Raw genomic sequence first — 22521 nt, 5'->3', positions numbered from 1 at the left:
AAAAAATAAAAACATTACGGTTTTCCACAACAGGATCTACGAATTAAAAAAACTGGCGATTAACGGGGTTTTTGACTAACAACTCAATTGCTAAATACAACTAACAATCAAGCTAGTGGGAGAATCAACGGAATATTTTGGCTGTTGAATTTTTACGTATTACTTTATCAAGTATTTTGCATTTCGTTCATATATCTCCTTATTTATTTGCACTTGTATAAATAAAATCGTCTGCCCAATCTGGTCTATTGCTTAAGACTTCGATAATTTTTTCCTCATTCATTCCTTCCGAAATTCCTACGTGAATTTCTTCCAGATGCTTTTCTGCTAGTCTTGAAATCGCCATAGGAAAGTACATTCCGGTTCCTATGTTTGATTTTCTTATCAAAATAGATTTGTTCAAAAGCCCTGAAACCACAGGATGATCCATCGGCATGGAAACGGTTGTTCGATTAAGCACTATAAATTCACGTAAAACGGATTGTTCTGATGGGTCTAAATTTTTAATTTTTTCGTTCAGTTGTTTAATAAGTCTCTTTCTAAAAAAATAACTTTTAACTTCTTTAATCATATAATAAATGAGTGACAAAATAATGAATGAGACACACACTATAAGAACTATGCCGAAATACATCCCGTAATTCTGTTCAAACTCTTTTAGTTTAAGTTCTTCAAGAAATGATTCAGGTGCAAAAAGAAGAGTTCCACTAACTATCGTAAATAGCCAGAATATTTTTATTGGCACTTTACTGAGGTCTATTAAATCACTAAATGAAAAATTCATAAATTAATTAGGTTATACTTTCGTTATCGAGATATTCTAAATATAGAAATTTTAATTCCTTATCCCAATCAAAAATACAATCAGAATAAAACCCGGCGATTAACCGGGTTTTTGACTAACAACACAATTGCTAAATAGAACTAACAATCAAGCTAGTGGGAGAATCAACGGAATCTTTAGGCTCTTGTATTCTTTCAGTACCATTTTCATCATCTATAATTGATCGATGATACACACTGTATTTTATATTAGGTTCTTCATTGTAGCGGTTCTTTCGAGCACGAACATAGTTTTCTCGATAATCATCTGAAGGTTTCACAACTTCCAGGATTACATCACCATCGAATTCGCTATCAGAACCGCCTCGCATTGTTTTACCAGTAGTTCTTTGGAATATGAAGAAGAACAATTTACTATCAAAAGCTTTGCGAACATGTTCATCCAGCTCTATTTTTAATCCTTTGATTAATCGTTGTAGCTTCCCAAAACTGTCAGTTAAAATGACTTCGTGATTCTCTACAATTCTTTTGAACTCTTCGTAGTCTTTGATTTCATCTACTACGGTGATATTATTATAGTTCTTAGGATCTATATACTGGTCACGTTTATTCTTAAATAACTTGCTAGAGGAATGTTCCTCAAAAGTGAAGAATACGCAAGATTTACCATGATTAGCATAATCATTCATTAATTGAAAAAATAATCGGGTCTTACCAGATCCGGCTGGAGCATCCAAAGTAACGACTATAGAATGTACTGGTTTTTTCTCAAGATCCCCCAAGAACCTCCCTAAATCTGAATCTAATGTGAACGTTTCTGTGATTTGATTATTATTATCTATGTCAGCCATGGTTGTACCTCCTTTTACAGTTCTCTTAATCACTGGTTGCTTTTTTAGAATTGGAGACGATTTTTTCTGAAGTTCAAAATGTAGACAATTATCATTTGAAACTTGTTCTTTCGGTATATGATTGTGTAGTGATCTTGAATTTACATTTGTCTTAGGAACTTCCTTTCTCATATCACCATAGTTCTTGACGCAAATACTAGGAATTCCTAATCCAATAACATTAAGTTTTATTTTCTTCTTTGCCGCTACCCTCTTTTTAGGCTTAGAGATTGACTTGATAGTTACTCTTCTTTTGGTTTTTCTAGGTAACTTTTTGGTAAGAGTAATTGCAAAGGATTTGTCCTCGTTATCAGACAATAATTTCTCAATCTTGGAAACCACCTCTTTTTGTTTGGTTCTTTTGGCCCTGGACAATAGTTTCTCTAGGTATCTCCTGGATACGGTTTTGTTATGCATTCCGTTGTATTGCTCGATCACCGTTTTTTTCATGCTTAAATTGTGTATGTTCTTCCTAGTGCTGTTAGATCTGTTTTGATTTTCAATTTGTTAGGATCGAGAAACAATCCAATAGCATTGTTAAGCAATGCTCCAAAGTTCGATACTCTTACAAAGGTTGGTATATCGCGAACCGTAATTGTACTTAGTGGTCCTATTTGAATTCCGGTGATATTAGGGTTAGACTCTCCCAAGAATTGCCCTGTATCTGTGAAAAATCGAATCTTGCTTATCGTTACAACTTCTTGGGCATTTAAATTTAATGCCTGGTTAGTTGGATTGGTAACCGTAAGATTTGTATTAAATCGTACACCACCATCTGCTAATCCCAAATTACTAATCGAGCCTACCCTTATTTGCAATGATTGAATCGTTTGCCTAACAGAATCAATTTTGTTATTTCCAAAACGATAGGCGCCATAAGCTAGAGCTGCAATACCTAAAATGATAAAGTTTCTCATGATTGCTCCGGTGTTTGTTGTTTATGGGGCGTTACCAACATTTGGATAGGTATAGACACTTTCTTTCTAAAAGCAAAAAAAGTAACTGCAGCGACTATAATAGGTGTCAGCACAAAATAGAATCCTTTATTTTCTATATGAGGGATTCTCCATTTCGTTTCAAAGGTCTCCAGTACATAGTTTATTGTATTAAATGCGTCATGATCATACAAATACACAATTAATCCTAATCCTAAATTAATGACATAATCCATCCAATTATCCCTTGCGAAGTATACCCAGTCAAATTTGCCCGTAATTTTACCGATTCTTTTATTGTATTGGTATATAATCAGTTTGATTATTGTAACCAATAAAAATGCGATTGCTAATCCTTTAATTATTTCCATGATTCCTAATTTGCTAGTTCTAATACTCTAATTTTTTCCTTAATGTTAGAAACCTCGATTTTAAGTTTATCCTGGTCTCTTGTAATTTGTTGCATCAACACCACATACTCCTTTTTGGAGGTTTTAAGTTCCTTTAGGCTACTATTGATCATTGACATTTCGGTTTGCATCACAGCAATATTTTTGCTGGCATTCATTTGAAATCCCATAGTGCTAATGATAGCAGCTCCAATAAGCACCTGAATGATACTACTAATAGAACCTCTCAAACTTTTGTTGTTATCGCTTTGCATGGTTGTTTTTATCTTGGGTTATTAATTCAGTTTTATTACTAACCATTCATCTGTGGTCATGTGTACCAATATTGCAGCCTGATCATTGTTTAATACACCATCGGATGCTCCAACTAATGTTACACCAGTATCAGGTGTTAAGGTTACTGAAGTTGCATTTTCATTATTTACAAGAATCTTTGCTCCTAAAGGAAAGCTTACGCTTGAACTTGCAGGAATAGTATAAGTTAAAGTCGCTCCATTGTTGAAGTTTACCGTTCCATTGGCTTCATTAATAGTGGCTGTTCTGTTTATACCGTACTGTGCTATAGTCGGAGTACGTAAGTACGAATTGGTATCTACGGTACCATTATCTTTTAAAAATCCCGTACCACTACCACCAGCGTTTAAACCAGTTGCGAAAACTGTTCCCGATAATCTTAAATTTCTCCATCGTGTAGTTATAGAACCTCCTAAATCCACTGTAGCATCTGATACTGGATCTAGTGCACTGGCAACTATTCGCATTGATGAATTTGTGCTTGTGGTTGCATTTCTTGATCGTAAATACACGATCCCATTCAGTACATAAAAGTCACCTTGAAAACTGTTTGCTCCTACTGTATTTGAGACTCCTAATAATGGAGATAAGTTATCACCATCACTCAAGATTTTATCCGTAGTTGGATCAAAAGCACCACCACCAGCCAATGAGGTTTCGGTACCAGTATCATCCAACTGAGTCAACACCCCATTTTTATTGTATACTTTAATTACTCCGGTTCCGGGGTTTGATGGTGTCGTTGGAGTGTTCACGTAGTTCGCGGTTATTCCACTTTCTAATTGGAATCCATCAGCAAAAGTAGTCCACTTATTACTACCTCCTAAAGCTAGAGATAACTGATTTGCACCTCGACGAATTAATTCTACATCGTTAGCTGTGGTACCACCTGGCCCCATACGTAAACGAACACTTTGGGTTACCCCTACACCTGGATCTAAGTCAATACTTTCCATTCTAAAAAACGGCTCTGATTGACCATCGATAAATCCTTCGAAGTGAGACCCTACTTTTCGTCGTACACTGGCTGTCGTTCCCGAAGGTTCCACTGCAAAAATTAAGGATTCTCCTGAATTATATTCATTAGTATCACTTCCACTATCACTATAAAGTATTCTCCATGTCGGCTCGCCTATTCCGGTACCAACAATTCTACCTGTTTCAAAAACAGGATCAACATGATTTCCGGTTCCTATGGTACCTGTTCTTTTGTAAACAATGGCATTTTCATTTACCCCATCGATCAAAAGCTTACCATTATTAACTGATACAAGATCCTGGTTAGTAAAGGTTGTAGTTCCTGTTTGTTCCCAACCGCTTGCACCACTTCCGGAAGCAGTAGAGTTGATTACATAGGGATCACCTGTAGTTCCCGTTCCGTTAACCGTTACATTAGTACCAGCATTAATGATCGTTTCTGATCCATCAGGTGCATCGGTAAAGATGATCTGATCCTGTGGCCTTGGTATAAAGGTGATATTTTCAAGTTGAGGATTTCTTAAGGTGATTGGTCCTGTGGAAGCTGGAAACTGTAATGTGTTATTGAAATCAATTGTCTTAGGGCTTGCACTTTTGAATGTACAATCGTTACACTCTAAAAACCCAAGTTGTGCAAATCGCACGAATCTATTCGATGAACCGATAACGCCACTAGTTTGCTGTAGATCAAACAATCCTTTATTGATGACTACGTTTACATTCTTTGCTCTGGTTTCAAATACATAAGCGCCAGTATTTGTCCAATCAAATTCGCTTGCTGGAATAGTTATTCTTAAATTCTCAAAAGTAAGTGTTGGTGTTGCAGAAATAGCACTGTTTTCGAACTGGGTAAGCCCTAGATCCAACCAACCATCGATAGTAAGGTTTTCAATAGTTCTATCTTTTGGAAACCCGTAGGATAAGGTAATTGATGATTCACTATAGTTTTTACCGTAGTAATCTGTTACTGGCCAATCATTATTGGACACAAAATCCCTAGAACTTCTAACAGGTCGCGCTCCACTGAATTTAAGGTTTTCTATTATACCCCCAAAGTCTAAAGTCGGTGCTGGTGTTTGATTGAACAAATAATTATTACCGTCCAATACTATTTCTTCGTATGCATCTGGTGTAACCTCATTGTTTAGTCTACTAACTTCATTTGCGATTACTTCAACATTTTCAATGTTATAATACATATTAGTATTGGTAAAAACAACACCCATACTTCTATCGTATGTCATTCTAGTGTCTTGTAAGTAAGACAATGTTCTATGGTTTACGCTTTGCCCTCCAACATTTGTTACCACTGTTTGATGTAATTGTCCATCCCTAAATACAGCTCCGTTGGCTTCAAATGCAAGGCTACCATAATGCACAATATTATCGGAATACACCCCAGATCTTCCTACACTAAATGTCCCTCGGTTTATATAGTTACCAATCGCTTTAAAGTTTCTACCTCTCCATCCACCGATGGCACCCATATAATCAGGATGCAATAATCTTCCAGGATCTGTTGTACCCTCAAACTTACATGCAATAACATCTACATTTACGGTACCTACTAGATTCAACCCACCACTGTAACAATCTCTAAATGTCAAGTTTTGGAATAAGTAATTTGTTGCAGATCTTCTTTGATCTTCAATGTTAATACCAAAAGCAGGAAGTGTATTACCTATATTTTCAATAACTGAGTTTGTCCAGGTGGTATACGAACTTAAATTGGCCGCTCCATGTCTGCCACAATCGGAAACATTAACGTTATCCATAACCGTACCTCTTGGATCTACATTCGCGCGTAATTGTGCATCAATAACCGTTAAATCATCTGGCGAATCAATCACCAATAGCATCGATTCTACACCATCAGGAAAAGTATATGTTTTATAAAACTCTCTTTCTTCACTTACGCCTATAAAATCCGCTTGGCCACCTGATCCATAATAGTATGCTTTATATATCGGATTTTTAAGACCTGACCATCCAGCAAAAGAAGATCCGGAAAACTGGTAATGTCTAGCACCATCCCTACTTGGATTTATAGCTCTTGTATTTTCAAACTGAAAACCGGTAACATCAATCAGAACATTAGTTCTTGCTTTAGTGGCATCCACTACAAACTGTCCTGTTGTTTCATCTATTGAGCCAGTTACAAATTCAGATACTCCAGGGTATCCAGTGGCACCACTACCTTTGATAGCATTGGTGAATTGTAAATCACCACTCATATAAATACCATCCCCAGTGTAATTAACTATATCTACATCCTTAACCGTGCAATTGTAAGCTGCGGTTTGGATTACTAATCCGTGTTGTGCTTCATCTGCAAAATTTCCTACGTGATTATGATATTGAAATTCACCATCAAAAATTAAATTCTTAACGCTTGATCTATGGGTATCTTTTAAAGTAAATGAATGAACCCCATCTAAGTTATTCGGTAAACTCATTATTGTAGCTGCTTCTCCCCTAACGTGGATATCATCTGTACCTACGCCAATGTGCCAGTTATTAGGAATACTACCGAATCGAGTTACTGGAGGATTTAAGCTATTGTAATCCACTTCGGTTTTCATATACTTTCCTTGCGAAAAGATAAATGTACCTGGCTTCTGATTTCTTACGTACAAAGCATTCATCCCTGCCGTAAAATTATCAGATCCATATCTAAACAATGTTCCTGATTCTGTTCGAGTAGCGGCAACAGATAATGTACATGAAGTAGCACTTTCTACACTTACAATTGTTGCTATAGTAGTCCCTCTTGAATTAGAAGGTTGCACAGGGTTAAATTCATTTTGAGTAGCTCTTACCCCTATAACTTTTCCTATATCAGCAGCCGTAAAATTAGCAGTAGCAGAAGTTAAAACAGCACTACCGCTTGTCATTGCTCCGTCTTTTAGTTCTTTGGCATCACCGATCAATCCAAAGTTTGTAGAATAAATTAAAGAAGGAGTGTTCCAGGTACCATCAATAGTTCCGGTAAAAGCATCGATTAATACTTTTTTCCCGTCTGGTATTAATCCATTGTCTTGACCTGTTAATCTAAAACCGTTTACCAATAATACCCCACCGCAGTCTTTTAATATCAAACTATTAGCAAGGGTAATATCTTCGGTTTGTGTCAAACTACTTTGTATACACGCAATTTTACCAGCATTGGCCGGATTGGTTAAATCTGATATATTGGATACTACAAATTCATTAGGATTGGTAGACCCACCAGAACCACCACTTACGACAATATTCCCTGAACCTAGCAAGTTTTCTCCGTTAACCGTTTTTAGACTCGTACCGCTTACTAGATTATCCTGCTTGTCTGAAATATCTACACTTCCTCCATTTTGCAGAGAAATCACATCCCCTGCTCTGGAAAGTTGTTGGTTTGCCCCTCCGGTACCAGAACTACTAACTGCGGCAACTACAGAATACAGAACTGTATACTGAGCGGTTACATCTGAAGTAGCAAAGAGTACATTACCTACTCCATCATCTGCACCGTTATAGCTATAGGCCGTATATTCTGGACTAATATTAGTAAAGCTTACAGGAGTAGTATTGATATTAAATATCCCGTATCGATTAGAAAAGATATTACGATCACTATAAAACCGATAAAATGAAAAGTTTACAATGTTTCCTTCTGTGTTAAGAACTCTATTTAACTCAACACCTACCGTATTTTTTATCAATAAATAAGTAATTCCTGTTGATTGGATCGCAATAAAATCCGTCTCATAATTGATCGTTGCTAGTAGATTTTCTAGTGATCCTGCGGTGAAAATATCACTTGAACCAAAAGTTCTATAGGTAACTGGGAATCTTTGTAATTGCCCAGTTAAAGAAACATTGTTTAATGTATTGTTTATAGCACTATTTCGAACAGGGGCAAAATCAGCAGAATTTACAAATTGAGATGTTACTACATTGATTATTGGATCTGTACTTGTTCCTTGTATATCGATATAATTTCCTGCCGTAAGGTTTTCAAGACCTGCATAAGTCTTAACATAGTTTGTATTGGTGGCATCCCAGGTATATAAGGATCTGTTATCCTGAGCATAATACAATACTAAGGTGTTTCCTGTAGCTGGAAAGGCATTTACTTCTGCATATTGTTCTAAACTAGAAGTACCAGTAGCTGCCTGAATTTCAGTTAACTTTAATCTCCTAGTTATTGGATCTATGGTTAAGGCATGGTCACTTGTAATGGTATCCAAACCTACAACTCTGGTATTTGGTCCAAGGACTCTAGTGTTTTGAGCCTGACCAAAACTTACTATGAATAATATTATAAGTACAATTAATCTCTTCATTACTAAAATGCTGGTGAGCTATTATGTGTATATTGTAAATGAAATAAGTATTCCTTGGTAACATCGATGATAGCATCATCGACACTTACTCCAAACACTAAATCATTGGCTAAAAATCCTATTTCCCTTGCTCCGAAAATGCTTTCTAAAGAATGGAATCCACCTCCAAAAATGTCACCTTCATCTGCATTGATTATTTTTACCTCTGTCTTTACGTAATCCTCTATATTTAGATTATGTCTAAATCCTGAATTGTATCCGGTAGGTACACTGTTTTGAAATAATTGAAGTCCTGTTAGTAAATAACAAATACTAAATACGTCCTTATCCAAATACTTGGTGTATGTATTGTTTACCCCTCTGGAAAGGTCATGATTAGGGACTGGTCTAAAATCATCAATCTTGATTACGTTAGCTCTGGTAACTTGCGTTTGACCAGCTCCAAAAGTTCCCGACTCAATATTTAGTAAGAATTTTACTTTCATTAGTTCACAATTTCTTTTTGGTATTCAAAACTGAAAATCACTAATCGATCTGAAGTAACGTTTATAGGTGTAGGGTGCTGGTTAATAGCATTAGCAATGTCATCATCGGTGGGAAAATCTCCGGCAATGGTGATTAACCCTAAATCAATTTCTAGAGGTGTTTTTGTACCACCCCCTCCTGATCCTCCAGCGGTGAATCGATATGCTGTTTTCCCTAGTAATAACATATTCCCGTTTTATACGTTTACAAATCCGTTTGTGAGTTCGTTTTTTGATACCTTGTTCTGTAACTCTGCAATCCTAAAACCAAATGACAAGTGAAAATGTGGTTTATCGGTTCTTCTAAAATGACCACCCCATGTAAACCCAAGTGATTTACCGATTTGTGATATTCTGATATAATCATCATCATAATTAGGTTGACCATTAACCATTGGTACAACATCTATTGCCAAACCATAATTATGATAGGACTGACCACCTCTGGCATCCGTCACAATCTCTCCTGGTTTAGTTCTTCCTTGAGCGTATATAGCTTCTTGCTCTGCAAAAGTTCGTATCCCATCAGTTACACGTAGATAAATTCCTTCTTTTGCCGCCAGGTTCAGGAATTTCCTTGCTTTAGCTTGAACAGCTGGATGCAGCTTCTTTATCCTTTCTTCAGAAACTGGATCCCATACTGGACCTTGGAATTGATTTCTTAGTAACAATGCGAGACCTGCTATTGTAATACCACCCATTATGATATGATCTTTTGTTATTTTCAATGTTTACAGATTTACTTTTTTAGGTTGGTTTTGACTATTTCTCATTACAAGTATTCCACCTACTACCAGAAGACCCCAAAGCCACATGCTTGAAGTTTTCGGTTTTGGCTTTGAGATAATAATGACATCATCCAAGGCCTCGATACTATCTTCCAAAATGATATCTGAAGTGATTTGATTTACTGGTACCACTTTGGTTTCTTTTCCTAGATGTGAAAACATGATATTCTCACCTCCTTGATATTGCACCATTGCAGTACCAAGAGCATTTGTTATAGTAGCGAAGTTGGAAACTTCACTGATCACATGAACTCCCTCTAAAGGATTTCCCTGTATATCGATAACTTTGACTTTTTTACTACTCGTTTTCATAGGTACTTGAATTGCATTTGTTGGACATGAAAATTGTTTCATAACTGAATATTTTAAAACGCAAATCCTGCGTCATTCACTATCTTTTTTACTACACGGTAAACCTCACCATCTGTAAAGCTTAATTCCGAATTCAACCAGAAGACTAAGTCCCTTGGACTAGAAATTTGTATACTTCCAATTACATTATCAGGCGGTGATCCTACCCCGTTGTAATCTTTTTGACCAAATACATTATAAATCAATCTGAAATCAGCAGGAGTGATTCTTTTGAATACTTCAAGGATAGTATCTTCATCAGTACCATGCCATCCAAAGAATGGGTTTTGGTAATTCATTGCCCCAAGTAGTTGATTTGCAAAAATCCTCGCTTGTTCAATTGAAATCGTAGCTCCTGAATTATTAATTGGGCCAACATCAACACTATTGTCAAAATCAGGATTAAAAAACTCTCCTACTGCCTCTCCAGCGGAGTTAATTCCCTTAAAAGTTTTATACAATAGATACACTGCTATAGCACCCCCAATAACATAAACCGTTGTCATAGGATTACGCACTATAGATCCTCCGGCCGTAGCTAAACCCTTTTTTACCGTGCTTACCGCCTTTTTACTTTTCGTGTTTTTTGATTTCGTTGCTGTGGCCATATCGATTTACATAAATAGTTTTTGGATCATTCCCCAATTGGATTTAAGCGCATTACGGCTTTTTTCACTTTTAGCCAATTGATGAAGTTTGCTTAATTCATCATCGGTTAACCGATCTTGCATAAACTGTAATGCCTCTGTTCTTTGTTTCGTTGATAATGGATTATTCCCCTTAACCGTTATTGTTGCCATTGTTGATTCCGTGTTTTGTAAATAATTCGTTTAATTCCTCAATGAGATCTTTGTTTTCTAATGCATAAGCATTTAGGACGTTGTAAGCCGCCATACCTTGATCATCAGAAATAGAAGGTGCTTCCTGAATTACTTTGATTAAATTCCCCTTCATCCCTTCATACTCTGGTACCACTTGCGGACCATTTAAACCTGGTTTCATTGCTGTAGCAAGTCCGGTTAAGGCTGGTGCCACTTGTTTAATTAATCCTCCCCAAAATTCCTTGTTATCGTTTTGACGTTCAGCAGTTCGAAGCTTCTCTTTTAGATCTTCATTTTCTTTTTCAAGACGTTTACGCTCTGTTTTTTCAACCTCTAGATCTTGTTTTGTATAACCAAGCATGTGCCGATCAACATTGAGATTAATTAACTCTTGACCTGATAAACCACCAGGACCATTTAAGCCGTAGTTTGGAAAACTCATTGTTGGTTGTTGTACTGAAGGGTTATGCGTTGGTGCTTCTTCTTGTGTTTCCTCTTTTTCCGTAAGCTGGAAATTCTTGGCAACACCTTTGCGTACATTTGCATTCCCTCTCCTTTCAAATAGTTGTATTTGAATTTTAGAAAATCCATCTTTTTTGATTTGTTCCAAAAGACCACCAACCGATTGGTTCTTATCGATAATTTGTTGATACCCTAGTCTATCTTTTACCTTGACAATTTCGGTACCTGTATTTACGTCCTTTACCTCAATGATCAAATTATCATTGGTCTTTAGCTTTGTAATTATGTTGTCAAAATCCGCATTCATATTAGCATTCTTTTTGCTTTATAAGCGTGTTATAAACCACGACTAACTTTCCGCCAGTAGGCATGATTATAGAAATGGTACCATCCATTGGAATTGCAGTAGCTGATAGGTTAAACATCTCCCCAGGTTTAATCTTTATATCGAATATGGTGACATCAGTAGTACCCTCATTATGAAACCTAGGAGCAATTTTCCCTTTTAAGGAATAATTCTCCTCGGTTTGCTTAATGGTATCACTTGCCGCATACGTACGATACAGTAATGCATCCGCAATATTTTGATTGATACTATCTAGCATGATTCTTGAAGAATGATAAATACTACTTGTACTTGAGTATCAGAACCTACATTGCCAAAAGGTGAATTCAATTTTACTTCTAGCTCAGAAGATCCCGTAGTATTAAGTACTACAAATCCATCTGTGAAATTCTTTCCTATCTCTCGATCTCTCCAAAAGGATAAATCCATAGGTGTATTGATCTCCTGACCTTGTTCGTAGATTCCTAAGTTTATAATTTGATTTAAGTCTTGATTGGCCTTTGCTGCGGCCAATACCTTATATCCTTTTGGAATTTCAATAGTCTTACTAGCTTGCGAACTCCCGTTAGGAATAGTTACCGTAAGTGTTTTGATATAAGGTTTTAGATGTAATACATTTTGATCCATTGGATTTCCGTTTTGGTGTAAAAAAAGCCTTGCCTAGAATAGACAAGGCTTTTTAAACTAATTCAAACTCAATTATGAAAGGCTTACTTAGATTAGATTTTTGATAGTCTTAAACCCTTTCCACATCACTTCTAGATAGTGATTAGCAGATCCCACAACAGCTGGCATTGCCACTCCATTAGGGAAAATCACTTGCATCTCGAAATCCTCATCATCAACTAAGTATGCAAATGCTGACAACTTGTAATATTGATCAGAGGAATTCATATCATCACCATTTGGACGAATAAGATCCGCCAATGGAAGGTTTAATACTTCTCTATTGTTTTGTGAAATCACAAGATTTGCATTCCTTAAGGCTGCAATATTTGTGTGTCCATATTGGGCAGCTCCTTCGTTTCCTGCATTATCAATTGAACCATATCCAACTGCTAATTGGGTAATGATGTGAGCTTCATTTTTACGAAGTCTTTGTCCTTTGATAGTAGAAACCCCTTTGATTGCTTCTGTTTCACTATCGATAATATCGAAATTTGAAGAAGCTCCAGTAATATTCTTACGAACATATCCAGTGTGATCTACTAATCTTACTCTTTCACCCTGAATCAAAGAATACAATTCTGAGCTTAATATTTTGGATACATCTTTTAAAAATCCAAACGCTGCTACTACTAATGGTAAATTTCTCATTGTTATATTTATTTATATTTGTTTCTAATTGATATTCTTAATTTTTCTAGATGGATTTAGGCAAAAGAATTTTCCGATCCTGCCCCTATCTCTGGAATTGCTTCATATACAGTATCGTACATATCTGGACTATTTAAAGCTGGAAGCCCTCCTTGCCAAGATCCTTGGCAACCGCCTGGACAATTTAATCCCAGTGCTCCTGCAATAGCCTTATCCGATGATGTACTATTGTCCGTTAAAGCAAATCTGCTCTGTAACGTTTCTTGCAATAATTCTTGCCCTTGACGAAGTGCTACTCCAAGTAGTGCACTAGTTGTTGGCTTTAATTTTGAATTACCTGTCTGACTTGCAGCGGCAACGATTGTCGCTCCTACTAGCATGGCAATTTTTGAGATTCTTTTGTGTTTGGCCGGAACAAAAGCATTAACTGCTCCTGAGCCTGCCGCCCCAATTAACCCTGCACTTACGTGCTTTACGCTATTGCTAAGGGTTTTAGAATTTACTTTGTCTAACATGTTCTTAATTTTTACGTTTAACTATATGACAATGTGCTCATGCGGCAAATACCAAAAAGCACAGATTATCCGATCATTTTATATATTCGATATGCCCCATATCCACCTAATATCCACCATAGGATATTTGTACCATTATTTGGCTTTTCCGGTGTGGTACCAGAATCCAAATCGTTTACTGGAATCGCTGGATTAACCGTTGTTACTGGCGGCTTTCCTGTGGTTACTACTGGTGAAAAAGTGGTGTAAGTCGCTTTTACTATACCACCTGACCAATTCAGGGAAATACCAGATACGTTTTTCGTATCTGAGGCTAAGAAAGTGGTTGCATTAGTACGAACTGAGCCTCCTAATGATTTCACCATTTTCTCGTAAGCTGTTGATATATTTTTGATCAATCCATCAATGGCTTTTACCTTATATATCTGAATGTTTTTATTTATTGTTGATGTTTCTTTCTTTGCCTGAATGTCAAAGTAGACCTTTAGTGTAGCCAGCTCTTTAAGCACCTTATTTACTAAACCTATATTGTTGGCTTGTGTCAGTAAATTGGGGTTTGAAGCTTGATTTATAAGCCCCATTATATTAGCAACCAATGGAGTTAAAATGCTAGCTACCCATCCATCCACAATGTTTTGTGGTGAAACCTGACTTGTAGGTTTTGGAAGAATTACCGGATTTACAGGTTTTTGTTGTGGTGGCAATTGTACTGGATTAAAGCCTATAACAACAGGCACAGGCTGCGGCGGTAATTCATGATGAATTGGCCTATTTGTGATCACTTCTTCTAAATCAAATGCTGTATCCTGAAACATTACTTACTGGTTTTAGTTGATTTCTTGCTCATTGCTTTTTTAATCTGTGGATAGAAGATCGTCCCTAATGCAGCCGTAGCAATTACAATTCCACCAACACCTATCCCAGCTCTCTGAACTTGTGGTTGATTTACGGGGACAGTTGGATTAAGAGGGGTTGTAATTACACCACCTCCAGTATTGAATCCATCTCCTGGGATTGGGTTTCCTGTGGTAATCCCTCCTCCAGTATTAGATCCTCCAGTGGTGATTCCTCCACCTGTTGAATTTGGTTTGCGTTGAACTGTGTATGATTGATAACTATAGTTTCTACCATTTCCGCCACCCCATCGATAAGAAAGTCCTCTTCGATAACCTGGGAAAGCATTTCCGGCTGGTAAGTTGATCACACCGTTTTTCTGACCAGAAGGCGTAAGAATGAAATTTGCTTTAACTTCATTCATCACACGGTTAATCAATTCGGTTACGGCCTGTTCTCTCAAACGGTGACCGTCTCGTGTACATTTAGCGAATCGGGAAGCTGTCCCATTGTTAGCTTCATCTCGATACCCTTGTGCAAGGTTTAGAAATTTGTTAAGTGTTGTATTGTTTACCACTGACTCCAAACCACTTTGTCTTACGATGTAGGGCATATCTACCTGTACATCGTTTTTGGCTCTTGCTGGTGTGTATGAAGATCCAATACATGAAAAATCGAAACCGTTAGCAAAAACAGCTCCTAATGTTTTCTTGAAGAAGTTACTTTCTAATACTAACTTACTAGCACTAGCAATAGCTCCAGTGGTTAGTGGCTCTCTTAATCCTCTGTTTAACTTGAATGGAAATAGTTTTCTTTGAACGATTACACCTTGATCGGTAATTGCGAAATCTGGGTGGATTCCTAAATCAAGGTAAAATTGTGCTTCTTTACGAATCGCATTTACTATGCTTGGCGAAACACCTTCGATAGATAGAAACTTCAAAAAGTTCTCAAAACCTCGATTTGCGGTTTCCGGTAATCGTAAACCTCTTCTATATCGACGTTTTGTTTTGCCTGGCCCGTTTAATCCAACATGTGGTAATGCACTCATAAATGTATCTTTTGCCTCTAGGAATGGTACTTCTGTATTTTCGTGCTTGGTAGCATCGATCACATAGTAATTGCCTGGAGCGTTACTTTTTCCTTTTTTGGGTACCGTGATGTAGACATGAGTAAAAAGTTGTGGTGCTGTACCTGGTTGCCGAACTTCTCGTATGTAATGATCAATTCCCAAATTCATCAAAAGACAACTGGTAAAAATGCTATACGATTTACAGTCAATTCCTTCTTTACGTTGATACCAACTACAACCTGGTGATCGTAATTGCTGTAACTCTCCATCGGCCTTATACTGGAAATGGTTGTAAAGGAATTCGTAAATACTGTCTACCGTTTGTTTAACTGTTCTTCGTTTTAGCTTTGGCGCTAACCGTTCGGTTTGCTTATAGTGTTTTTTGACCCAATCTGCCATGTGATTAACCGTAACATGTGTATCACCGCTGGCTAATGTTGTTGAAGTACAATTTGTTTTTGGTAGTAGCACATCAAACCGTTTACCATCCATTAATGGACGGTAAAGCGGATTTTGCATGAAAACTTTATTACTACTCAAACTCATCATGTTTATGAACTCGTAGCTAAAGTATATCGGATTTTAAAGCGGTTGGAACGCTAGGGTACAGTAGGTTAGGATAAATAACGGCAGATTACATAAGATAAAGTTAGGTTAGGTTAACGTACGTTAACGCATGATAGGTCACGGTAGGTAACAGTAGGGTAAGTTAGGAACGATTAATCGTTAAAGTTATTAACAAATCACATAATAAATTGGAATATTTCCTAGTTTTATGGAATATTTCCAATTTGCATGAAGTCTTACGATGCCAGTTTTATAAATGAAGAGTTTAAAATTCATAAAATTAAAAGAGCTTATGAAGGGTTATCCTATATCAGAGTATCCAATTCCGGGAAAGCTTTTGCTTATTTATGGAATAAGAAATACTTTTTTGAGACTGCAAAAGGTAGATATTCAGGTAAACGAAGTTTAGAAGCAGCTACCAACATTTTTATGGGACTAATTAGCGTACACCAAAATTTTGAATGCGATGGAGCTTATTATTATGTCAATGTGAATGAAGGTAAATGGAAATGGATAGAAAAATCATCGGAGAATCCTTTTAAGAAGAAATGATCTCCAAAAGATGAATAGGGAAGCTCCCTTTCATTTCGGCCCCTAATTGGTTATTCCATTCGCAGACTGCATAATCATCATCTAGCTTAACAACCTCCATAGAGGCTTGGGAATCTTTTAATTTAACCTTATCTCCTTCCCTAATCATTGAAGTCGTATTCTAATTCTTCATACTCAAACTTATGAGTAATTTCTTCTTTATTCCCTATATAAGCTTTACCTCTTAGACGATCTACCGTGTAGTAGTCCAACTCACTGTCTGGATAAGGTCTGATTAATTCTTGAATTGCCTTTTGATCTAATTCATCATTAATAGGGTTTAACCAATTATCCGCGATCTCATCCGGTAAAATAACAGGCATCCTCGGACCCTTTAATCTGGGGTTGTTATGTATACCAGATAATAAAGAATTCCCTTCGGTGGTAACAATAGAAAATGTATTGAGAATTTCTCCTGTTTGCTTATCCGTCCATTCGTTCCATAGTCCCGCAAGGATTAAAGGCTCACCATCTTTCCTATGAATATGAAAAGGATACGTCTTTTTATTGAAATGATGGTGTTCGTAAAAACCATCTATATAAATCAAACATCTCCTATTTTTCGCGGAATACCTAAAAGAAGGTTTTTCGAAGATCGTTTCTCCCCTGGCATTTAAAGTATTATTCCAAAACTTTTTAAGTTGCTCGGTATCCTTCACCCAACTTGGAACTAAACCCCATGTTGAAACCGTAGGATACTCTGGTTGTTTATCTGTATAAATTAGTAGCTTCTTATGTGCCTGGCCTTGAGCATGAAACAAGGGTAATTCAGTTTGAGGAACTATCTTTTCTTCAATCTCTTTGATTGCTTCTTTATTTCCGTAGTGTTTTGCTCTCTTAAGCTGAGACTTTAAACTGGCATGAACATCGTAGCACATAGTATTAGTCTTCTATTATTCCACCTAGTAAGTTTCGCTTGTACATTTTAGATCTAGAATACTTTATCCTAGACTTTATTGCCGTCCTTGGGAGGTTAGTTATTATCTTAAAATCTGGCACTTTACTATGAATGATCCTTAAATCACCATCATCAATTATGCCTGCAATTTGATCTAATGCAATTGTTTGGACCTCTCCCTCAGTATCCAATATATCTATGAATTCCATTACTGTTGTTTTATTTTCCAACTACAATATACTACAGAAATACAAAATAATAAATGGCATTTTCAAATTACTTAAAGGAAATATTAGTTTTTTTGTTAAAATTATACTGAAAAATGGGTTACGCTTATCCCGTATTTTGGTGATCAATAGCGCTAATGATGATACAGAGCAAAAACGTTGTGAATAACGGTGAAATCAGCACTTCACAAGGTTACTAACAGAGCAGTTGATATCTTTCCAAAAGCTTATTAAACAACTGAATACCAAGTACTTAATTTTAATTTTAATTTTGTTTAACAAGATGGGGTAATCTGGCTCGTGTTGAAAACTTTGTTGAAAGCGTTTATTAACTTTTAGTAGAATCTCTCAAGAATTGATTTACCTTTGTTTACATCGGCTAGAGCTGCATGTCGAGTGACTTTATGACACAAAAAAAGAGCCAAGTACCAGTTAGCTCTTTTTGCAGATGTTTAACTAAAAAAAGCAAATTAAATGTTTAAAACGTATTTGCTATTCTTAATTATTTCAGTAGTAATCAACTTTCTGGCGCTTTCAATTAGCATATATCGCCTATATCGAGAGTTGAAAACTACCCGTTAATCTATTATTAATCAGCCGCTCAATTTTTGTGCGGCTTAATTTTTATCATTAAAATCTTTCTTAAATCGGGGTAGCCTTGTGTTGACAAATATAAATATATATATGCTAATATAAATAAAAATTAGCATTTTTTTATTTCTCAGAAACAAAAATACGTTCTTTTATGTTTGTCAAGAAATCATCTTAACTAATAGATTATCAAAGGCATAAGCCGCTTGCTGACTTACTACTCCATTGCCATATTGGCGAAGAAGCTCTGTTCTAAAGTTGTACCCATTAATTGTGCAACCCATGCCGGGTTTAATCGTTCTCGGCTCTTCCCACTCGTGTTGTTGTTTCCCTTGTCTAGCTGGCCATTTATTGCCATTTGTGATAAACTTTCCTGTTTGGTACTCTTTGCAGCTTTCTCCGTTTCCAGAGTTTGAGGTGTAGGAAAATTTCTTACCTGACTTGGTAGGCCTGGTGATTTCCTTTTTCGATCGGCTGGGCTGTCCGTTCCTTTTCCGTCCCTTGCCATTGGTGTTTGCCAATTCTTTACCTGACTTGAAAGATTTGGTATTTTCGTATTGTTGTTGTATTTCTTCATTCGCTCTTGAAACTTCACAAGATCCTCCTCTGTTTCCGTTGCTCTGGGTGTTAACCAATTGCTTTCTGCTTGCATGGCAAGACATATTTGCACTTTGTGTCCGCTTGGTCGAATCCGGTAATTGGGCTGTTGCCCACCGGAAGGCAAATTCGGTGTTCTCCAACGCGAGTATGAACAATCTCTTTCTTTCATGTGGCGCGCCGACTTCTGACGCTGTAAACAATCCCGGTTCAACGATGTAACCAAGATCTCGTAAGCTACTAAGAACATAGGGGAAAGATCCTGATAAATGTCCGGAGACGTTTTCGAAGAAACACCAAACAGGTCTAATTGAACTGATGCATTTTTCAATATGCGGCCAAAGGAATCTTGGATCATTCCATAACTGTCTTTTTCCAGCGTGGCTTTCCCCCTGGCAGGGATAACCTCCAATGAATCCGTGTATTCGGTTACGAAATGGTTCTGGATCGAAGGTTTTAATATCCGTCCAAATAGGTGCTGAATCCACCACACCCTTTTCCATCGCAGCCACCAGGTTGAAGTCTTGAAATGATTCGATCTCCAAGTAAGCGACTGGCTGAATTGGAATAACTTGCTGAACTCCTCTTTCGAGACCTCCGTATCCGTAGCAAAAAGATAATACTCTTTGTTCTTCAATAAGTTGTTTGGTACTATCCACATTATACAAGTTTTATATCTTCCTTAAACAACATGTGTATGTATTCCCCGTGCATCTCTGCGTGTTGCGTATTCTCTAAACAATGAAATAGTAAATGAATGATTCCGTAATCACCCAAAGTATCCCTATAATCATGTTTTTCTTTATTCTTTACCCATAGAATGAATGAGCATAAATGCCCTATCTCGCCTATCTTTCTGCTATCCTTTAGACATTTAATGAACTTGTCTAGTTCCATGTTAGCGTACTCGTTGTACTTTCGCTTACAAAAGTTGTAATCGAACGTATGTTTGTACGATTGTAACTTTCGGTTCTGTATTTCGTAATTCATTCCACTCATATTAAATCTCTTTTATTTCTTCAAACAAATTAAGTTGTGCTTTTTCTGTCATTTTCAATGGATAATTGAACCAGATAACTTCCTGTACTTCTCCTGATCGTATATTGTTTTTTTTCTTTGGTAATTTTATACGGTTCCAATCTCCATACAGGTCGTTCATCAGTTTGCAGTCATATCCGCTTATCATTCCATACCCCTTTGTATTGTGAGCTGCTTCAGCAAGCTCCCGATGGTTGTCGTCTGTAAATTCAAATCTATAATCATTAAATGATGCTCTGCACTCTTTGGGATATGGAGGATCATAATAGAAAAAAGTGTTTTTGGTGTCCGTTTTGACTATTGCTTCTTTATAGTCTAGATTTAAAATTTGAAATTCACTTCGGAGTACTTCAGCAACTTCATATAATTTAGGTATTGCATTATTCCATCGGCTAACGGTTTCACCTCCAGCTGCATTCAACTGACTCTTGGCCATGTGCCAACCTTTGTTTTTTCTTTGTGCACCAAGACCAAAAAAGGATTGTCGAACTCGAACAAAATATCTCCTAGCATTTTCAATATTATCCGTTGGATGGTTATACCAGGCATTGTTATATTCTTCTAAAGAACAGGGAGTATGGAGTAACCGAACAATTAATTCGTCTGTATGATCACGTAAGACAGTAAAAAAATTGGTTACTTCACCGTTGATTTCATTTGCGGTTTTAATTACATTTTTCCTGTAGTTCAAACTCATTGCAAAACTACCTGCGAACAAATCAACAAAATGGTTAAATTGATTAGGAAAGTACGGGTAGATTTGATCACAATGAGAGAACTTACCCCCAAAGTAGTTAAATGCGATTAGTTTAGATTTGTTTCCACTCATTCTATTGATCTTATTATGTTTGGTAATAGCCCCAAAGAGCAAAGTATCATTTGAGAATCTAATGCTATTGAAATCAAGCTTATGGTTAATATTCCTATTGATGCTACGGTTACTTTGGACCAAAGTGTATCCTTTTCAATGTGCTTTTTCATGGTTATATAGGTTTTAAGAGTTTGCTTTTTAATTCGATTTAGCCTTGAAGGCTTCTATATCTTCAGGTTTACATTTGTGGGCATTCAAAGCATTTTTTGTATTGAAATATCTACCGCATTTAGAGCAAGTGGTTTCCTTGATCTTTCGCTCCATTTCGCTCTTCTTTTGCTCCATTTTGCTAACATCTTGCTTCAATTTGTTCTGTTCTGCACTTGTATTGCTTACCTTTTGCTTTAATCCGTTCAATTCTTGCTTTAATCGGTCGGCAAGTTGCTCACGATCACGAAATGATTTGCTTTCTTGATATTTTCGAACAAAGGTTTGTATCAAATGGAATCCAACAAAGGCCATAAAGCCACTGATAAAAAAACATTTACTATACTGCTCAATACTATCAGCCTTAAATATTTTGAATATCAGCAGCAATGCCATAAAATCACTTATCCCTATGATGCAGGAGACTATTTTATGTTTCTCGTTAACCGATACGATTAATAGGCCCATTGCCAATGCAATCCCAGTACTACCTGAGGCTATCATTCTTAGATACTCATGAGGTATTATTTCGTTTAATAGATCATTGAAAAGAACTGATAGCTTTACCGCATAACCTGATATATACAATAAAACCGATACGGTTATAGCGCTTAAGGAGCTTATCCTGTCCTCAATTGTTTTTGATGGAATCTTGTACGTTTTATCCATATAATTATCGTTTGCATTCATTTAACAATCCACTTTTTGTTCTCCTATAAACCTTTTGCAATAATGACAATATTCCTGTGTCACTTCAACATTTACAATTGCATGAATCACTACTGTAGTTATATTCTTATGCTTATGCTTGCACTTATTCTGGCATGTCAAAAAATCCATCTGGAGCATAATAACCGTTTGGGATACCTAAAAACTTCACAATCTTTACCCATTCTGGGTGAAGTAGTTTTTTTATATTCTTGATTTGATCAAAACTCTTCTTTCGATGTTCCTGCATAGCGGCAAATATTTCATCTCTTAGAGTTTTGGTGCTCACTTGTACATAGATTGTATGCACTTGTTCCTTTGTAGGACACCAAGGCAACGGTTTTTTATTATTCTCTCTCATTATTCCTAGGCTTATGGATTAAAGTTGTTTTTTTGTTTCTGATTTTATCAGCCATAGACCGATACATGTTTTGTATTTTCTTGTGAACTGCGGGTATTTGCTTTTTTGTAGTCTTGTCCACATATGCTTTGTCCTCATAAATATCATCGCCAATTTTGGTTTTATGTCCATTTCTTGCGACTGCGATTTTATATCGACCTCTGGCATAAAACACCTGATAAATAGTGATCCCGTATTTTAAACAAAGACTCATATCTTCAGAATACTCTCTAGCGTTCATATC

30 protein-coding genes are annotated in these 22521 nt (G+C 36.6%); 1 reads left to right on the top strand and 29 read right to left on the bottom strand.

The window, feature by feature from the left end; all coding sequences use genetic code 11:
• Positions 1-199: 199 nt before the first annotated feature.
• From BUE24_RS19105 to BUE24_RS19015, 19 genes are all read right to left on the bottom strand, one after another.
• Positions 200-784, bottom strand: a complete 585-nt coding sequence (locus tag BUE24_RS19105; protein WP_073319733.1) for a superinfection exclusion B family protein — start codon at positions 782-784, stop codon at positions 200-202.
• A gap of 130 nt (positions 785-914) precedes the next feature.
• Positions 915-2123: a P-loop NTPase family protein gene (locus BUE24_RS19100; protein ID WP_073319730.1), complete on the bottom strand. Its 1209-nt coding sequence runs from the start codon at positions 2121-2123 to the stop codon at positions 915-917.
• 2 nt (positions 2124-2125) lie between these two features.
• Entirely contained in the window at positions 2126-2590 is a 465-nt protein-coding gene (locus BUE24_RS19095; RefSeq protein ID WP_073319727.1) for a hypothetical protein, read from the bottom strand.
• Positions 2587-2979, bottom strand: a complete 393-nt coding sequence (locus tag BUE24_RS19090; protein WP_073319723.1) for a hypothetical protein — start codon at positions 2977-2979, stop codon at positions 2587-2589. Before BUE24_RS19090 ends, BUE24_RS19095 begins: the two co-directional genes overlap by 4 nt.
• 5 nt (positions 2980-2984) lie before the next feature.
• Positions 2985-3272, bottom strand: coding sequence for a hypothetical protein (locus BUE24_RS19085; RefSeq protein ID WP_073319718.1), 288 nt, complete (start codon positions 3270-3272; stop codon positions 2985-2987).
• Positions 3273-3293: 21 nt separating this feature from the next.
• On the bottom strand, positions 3294-8612 hold the full coding sequence (locus BUE24_RS19080; RefSeq protein WP_073319715.1) for an autotransporter outer membrane beta-barrel domain-containing protein: 5319 nt from the start codon (positions 8610-8612) through the stop codon (positions 3294-3296).
• A gap of 2 nt (positions 8613-8614) precedes the next feature.
• Positions 8615-9097, bottom strand: a complete 483-nt coding sequence (locus BUE24_RS19075; protein ID WP_073319712.1) for a hypothetical protein — start codon at positions 9095-9097, stop codon at positions 8615-8617.
• Positions 9097-9324: a hypothetical protein gene (locus BUE24_RS19070; RefSeq protein WP_073319709.1), complete on the bottom strand. Its 228-nt coding sequence runs from the start codon at positions 9322-9324 to the stop codon at positions 9097-9099. Before BUE24_RS19070 ends, BUE24_RS19075 begins: the two co-directional genes overlap by 1 nt.
• 9 nt (positions 9325-9333) lie before the next feature.
• A complete protein-coding gene (locus BUE24_RS19065) occupies positions 9334-9864 on the bottom strand; it encodes a M15 family metallopeptidase (protein WP_211483327.1) in 531 nt (176 codons plus the stop codon).
• 3 nt (positions 9865-9867) lie between these two features.
• Positions 9868-10278, bottom strand: coding sequence for a hypothetical protein (locus tag BUE24_RS19060; RefSeq protein ID WP_073319706.1), 411 nt, complete (start codon positions 10276-10278; stop codon positions 9868-9870).
• A gap of 11 nt (positions 10279-10289) precedes the next feature.
• Entirely contained in the window at positions 10290-10883 is a 594-nt protein-coding gene (locus tag BUE24_RS19055; RefSeq protein WP_073319703.1) for a hypothetical protein, read from the bottom strand.
• Positions 10884-10889: 6 nt separating this feature from the next.
• A complete protein-coding gene (locus tag BUE24_RS19050) occupies positions 10890-11075 on the bottom strand; it encodes a hypothetical protein (RefSeq protein WP_073319700.1) in 186 nt (61 codons plus the stop codon).
• Complete coding sequence (locus tag BUE24_RS19045) at positions 11056-11865, bottom strand: hypothetical protein (RefSeq protein ID WP_073319697.1); 810 nt, start codon at positions 11863-11865, stop codon at positions 11056-11058. Before BUE24_RS19045 ends, BUE24_RS19050 begins: the two co-directional genes overlap by 20 nt.
• A 1-nt stretch (position 11866) precedes the next feature.
• A complete protein-coding gene (locus BUE24_RS19040) occupies positions 11867-12163 on the bottom strand; it encodes a hypothetical protein (RefSeq protein ID WP_073319694.1) in 297 nt (98 codons plus the stop codon).
• Positions 12157-12531 carry a hypothetical protein gene (locus tag BUE24_RS19035; RefSeq protein WP_073319691.1) on the bottom strand — a complete coding sequence of 125 codons (375 nt, stop codon included), beginning with the start codon at positions 12529-12531 and terminating at the stop codon, positions 12157-12159. The genes BUE24_RS19040 and BUE24_RS19035 overlap by 7 nt, the downstream gene beginning before the upstream one ends.
• A gap of 87 nt (positions 12532-12618) precedes the next feature.
• On the bottom strand, positions 12619-13221 hold the full coding sequence (locus BUE24_RS19030) for a hypothetical protein (RefSeq protein ID WP_073319688.1): 603 nt from the start codon (positions 13219-13221) through the stop codon (positions 12619-12621).
• A gap of 56 nt (positions 13222-13277) precedes the next feature.
• Entirely contained in the window at positions 13278-13736 is a 459-nt protein-coding gene (locus tag BUE24_RS19025; RefSeq protein ID WP_073319685.1) for a hypothetical protein, read from the bottom strand.
• Between the two features lie 65 nt (positions 13737-13801).
• Entirely contained in the window at positions 13802-14551 is a 750-nt protein-coding gene (locus BUE24_RS19020; RefSeq protein WP_073319682.1) for a hypothetical protein, read from the bottom strand.
• Complete coding sequence (locus BUE24_RS19015) at positions 14551-16161, bottom strand: hypothetical protein (RefSeq protein WP_139242056.1); 1611 nt, start codon at positions 16159-16161, stop codon at positions 14551-14553. Before BUE24_RS19015 ends, BUE24_RS19020 begins: the two co-directional genes overlap by 1 nt.
• Before the next feature lie 276 nt (positions 16162-16437).
• Between BUE24_RS19015 and BUE24_RS19010 the strand changes: the two genes are divergently transcribed.
• Positions 16438-16761 (top strand): hypothetical protein, encoded by a 324-nt coding sequence (locus tag BUE24_RS19010; RefSeq protein ID WP_073319676.1) that lies wholly within the window; start codon positions 16438-16440, stop codon positions 16759-16761.
• Here BUE24_RS19010 and BUE24_RS24050 read toward each other — a convergent pair.
• The 10 genes from BUE24_RS24050 to BUE24_RS18965 form a co-directional block, all read right to left on the bottom strand.
• On the bottom strand, positions 16748-16909 hold the full coding sequence (locus BUE24_RS24050) for a hypothetical protein (RefSeq protein WP_170864636.1): 162 nt from the start codon (positions 16907-16909) through the stop codon (positions 16748-16750). The two genes, BUE24_RS19010 and BUE24_RS24050, sit on opposite strands and share 14 nt — an antisense overlap.
• Positions 16902-17678, bottom strand: coding sequence for an SOS response-associated peptidase (locus BUE24_RS19005; protein ID WP_073319673.1), 777 nt, complete (start codon positions 17676-17678; stop codon positions 16902-16904). The genes BUE24_RS24050 and BUE24_RS19005 overlap by 8 nt, the downstream gene beginning before the upstream one ends.
• Positions 17679-17682: 4 nt before the next feature.
• On the bottom strand, positions 17683-17907 hold the full coding sequence (locus tag BUE24_RS19000) for a hypothetical protein (RefSeq protein WP_073319670.1): 225 nt from the start codon (positions 17905-17907) through the stop codon (positions 17683-17685).
• A 770-nt stretch (positions 17908-18677) separates the two neighbouring features.
• The gene (locus BUE24_RS18990) at positions 18678-19772 is read right to left on the bottom strand and encodes a DNA cytosine methyltransferase (RefSeq protein WP_170864635.1); all 1095 of its coding nucleotides are present in this window, start codon (positions 19770-19772) and stop codon (positions 18678-18680) included.
• 1 nt (position 19773) lies between these two features.
• On the bottom strand, positions 19774-20103 hold the full coding sequence (locus BUE24_RS18985; RefSeq protein WP_139242055.1) for a hypothetical protein: 330 nt from the start codon (positions 20101-20103) through the stop codon (positions 19774-19776).
• Positions 20104-20113: 10 nt separating this feature from the next.
• On the bottom strand, positions 20114-20980 hold the full coding sequence (locus BUE24_RS18980; protein WP_073319658.1) for a DNA adenine methylase: 867 nt from the start codon (positions 20978-20980) through the stop codon (positions 20114-20116).
• Complete coding sequence (locus BUE24_RS24045) at positions 20977-21132, bottom strand: hypothetical protein (RefSeq protein ID WP_170864634.1); 156 nt, start codon at positions 21130-21132, stop codon at positions 20977-20979. Before BUE24_RS24045 ends, BUE24_RS18980 begins: the two co-directional genes overlap by 4 nt.
• A 28-nt stretch (positions 21133-21160) precedes the next feature.
• Positions 21161-21838 carry a PspA/IM30 family protein gene (locus tag BUE24_RS18975; protein ID WP_170864633.1) on the bottom strand — a complete coding sequence of 226 codons (678 nt, stop codon included), beginning with the start codon at positions 21836-21838 and terminating at the stop codon, positions 21161-21163.
• Between the two features lie 145 nt (positions 21839-21983).
• Complete coding sequence (locus BUE24_RS18970; protein WP_073319652.1) at positions 21984-22238, bottom strand: hypothetical protein; 255 nt, start codon at positions 22236-22238, stop codon at positions 21984-21986.
• Positions 22225-22518, bottom strand: coding sequence for a hypothetical protein (locus BUE24_RS18965; RefSeq protein WP_073319649.1), 294 nt, complete (start codon positions 22516-22518; stop codon positions 22225-22227). The genes BUE24_RS18970 and BUE24_RS18965 overlap by 14 nt, the downstream gene beginning before the upstream one ends.
• Between the last annotated feature and the right edge of the window lie 3 nt (positions 22519-22521).

This window comes from Aquimarina spongiae (assembly GCF_900141785.1).
GTDB classification, from domain to species: Bacteria; Bacteroidota; Bacteroidia; order Flavobacteriales; family Flavobacteriaceae; genus Aquimarina; species Aquimarina spongiae.
The sequence above is the reverse complement of the archived record's forward strand: the minus strand, read 5'-3'. Positions and strand labels throughout refer to the sequence as shown.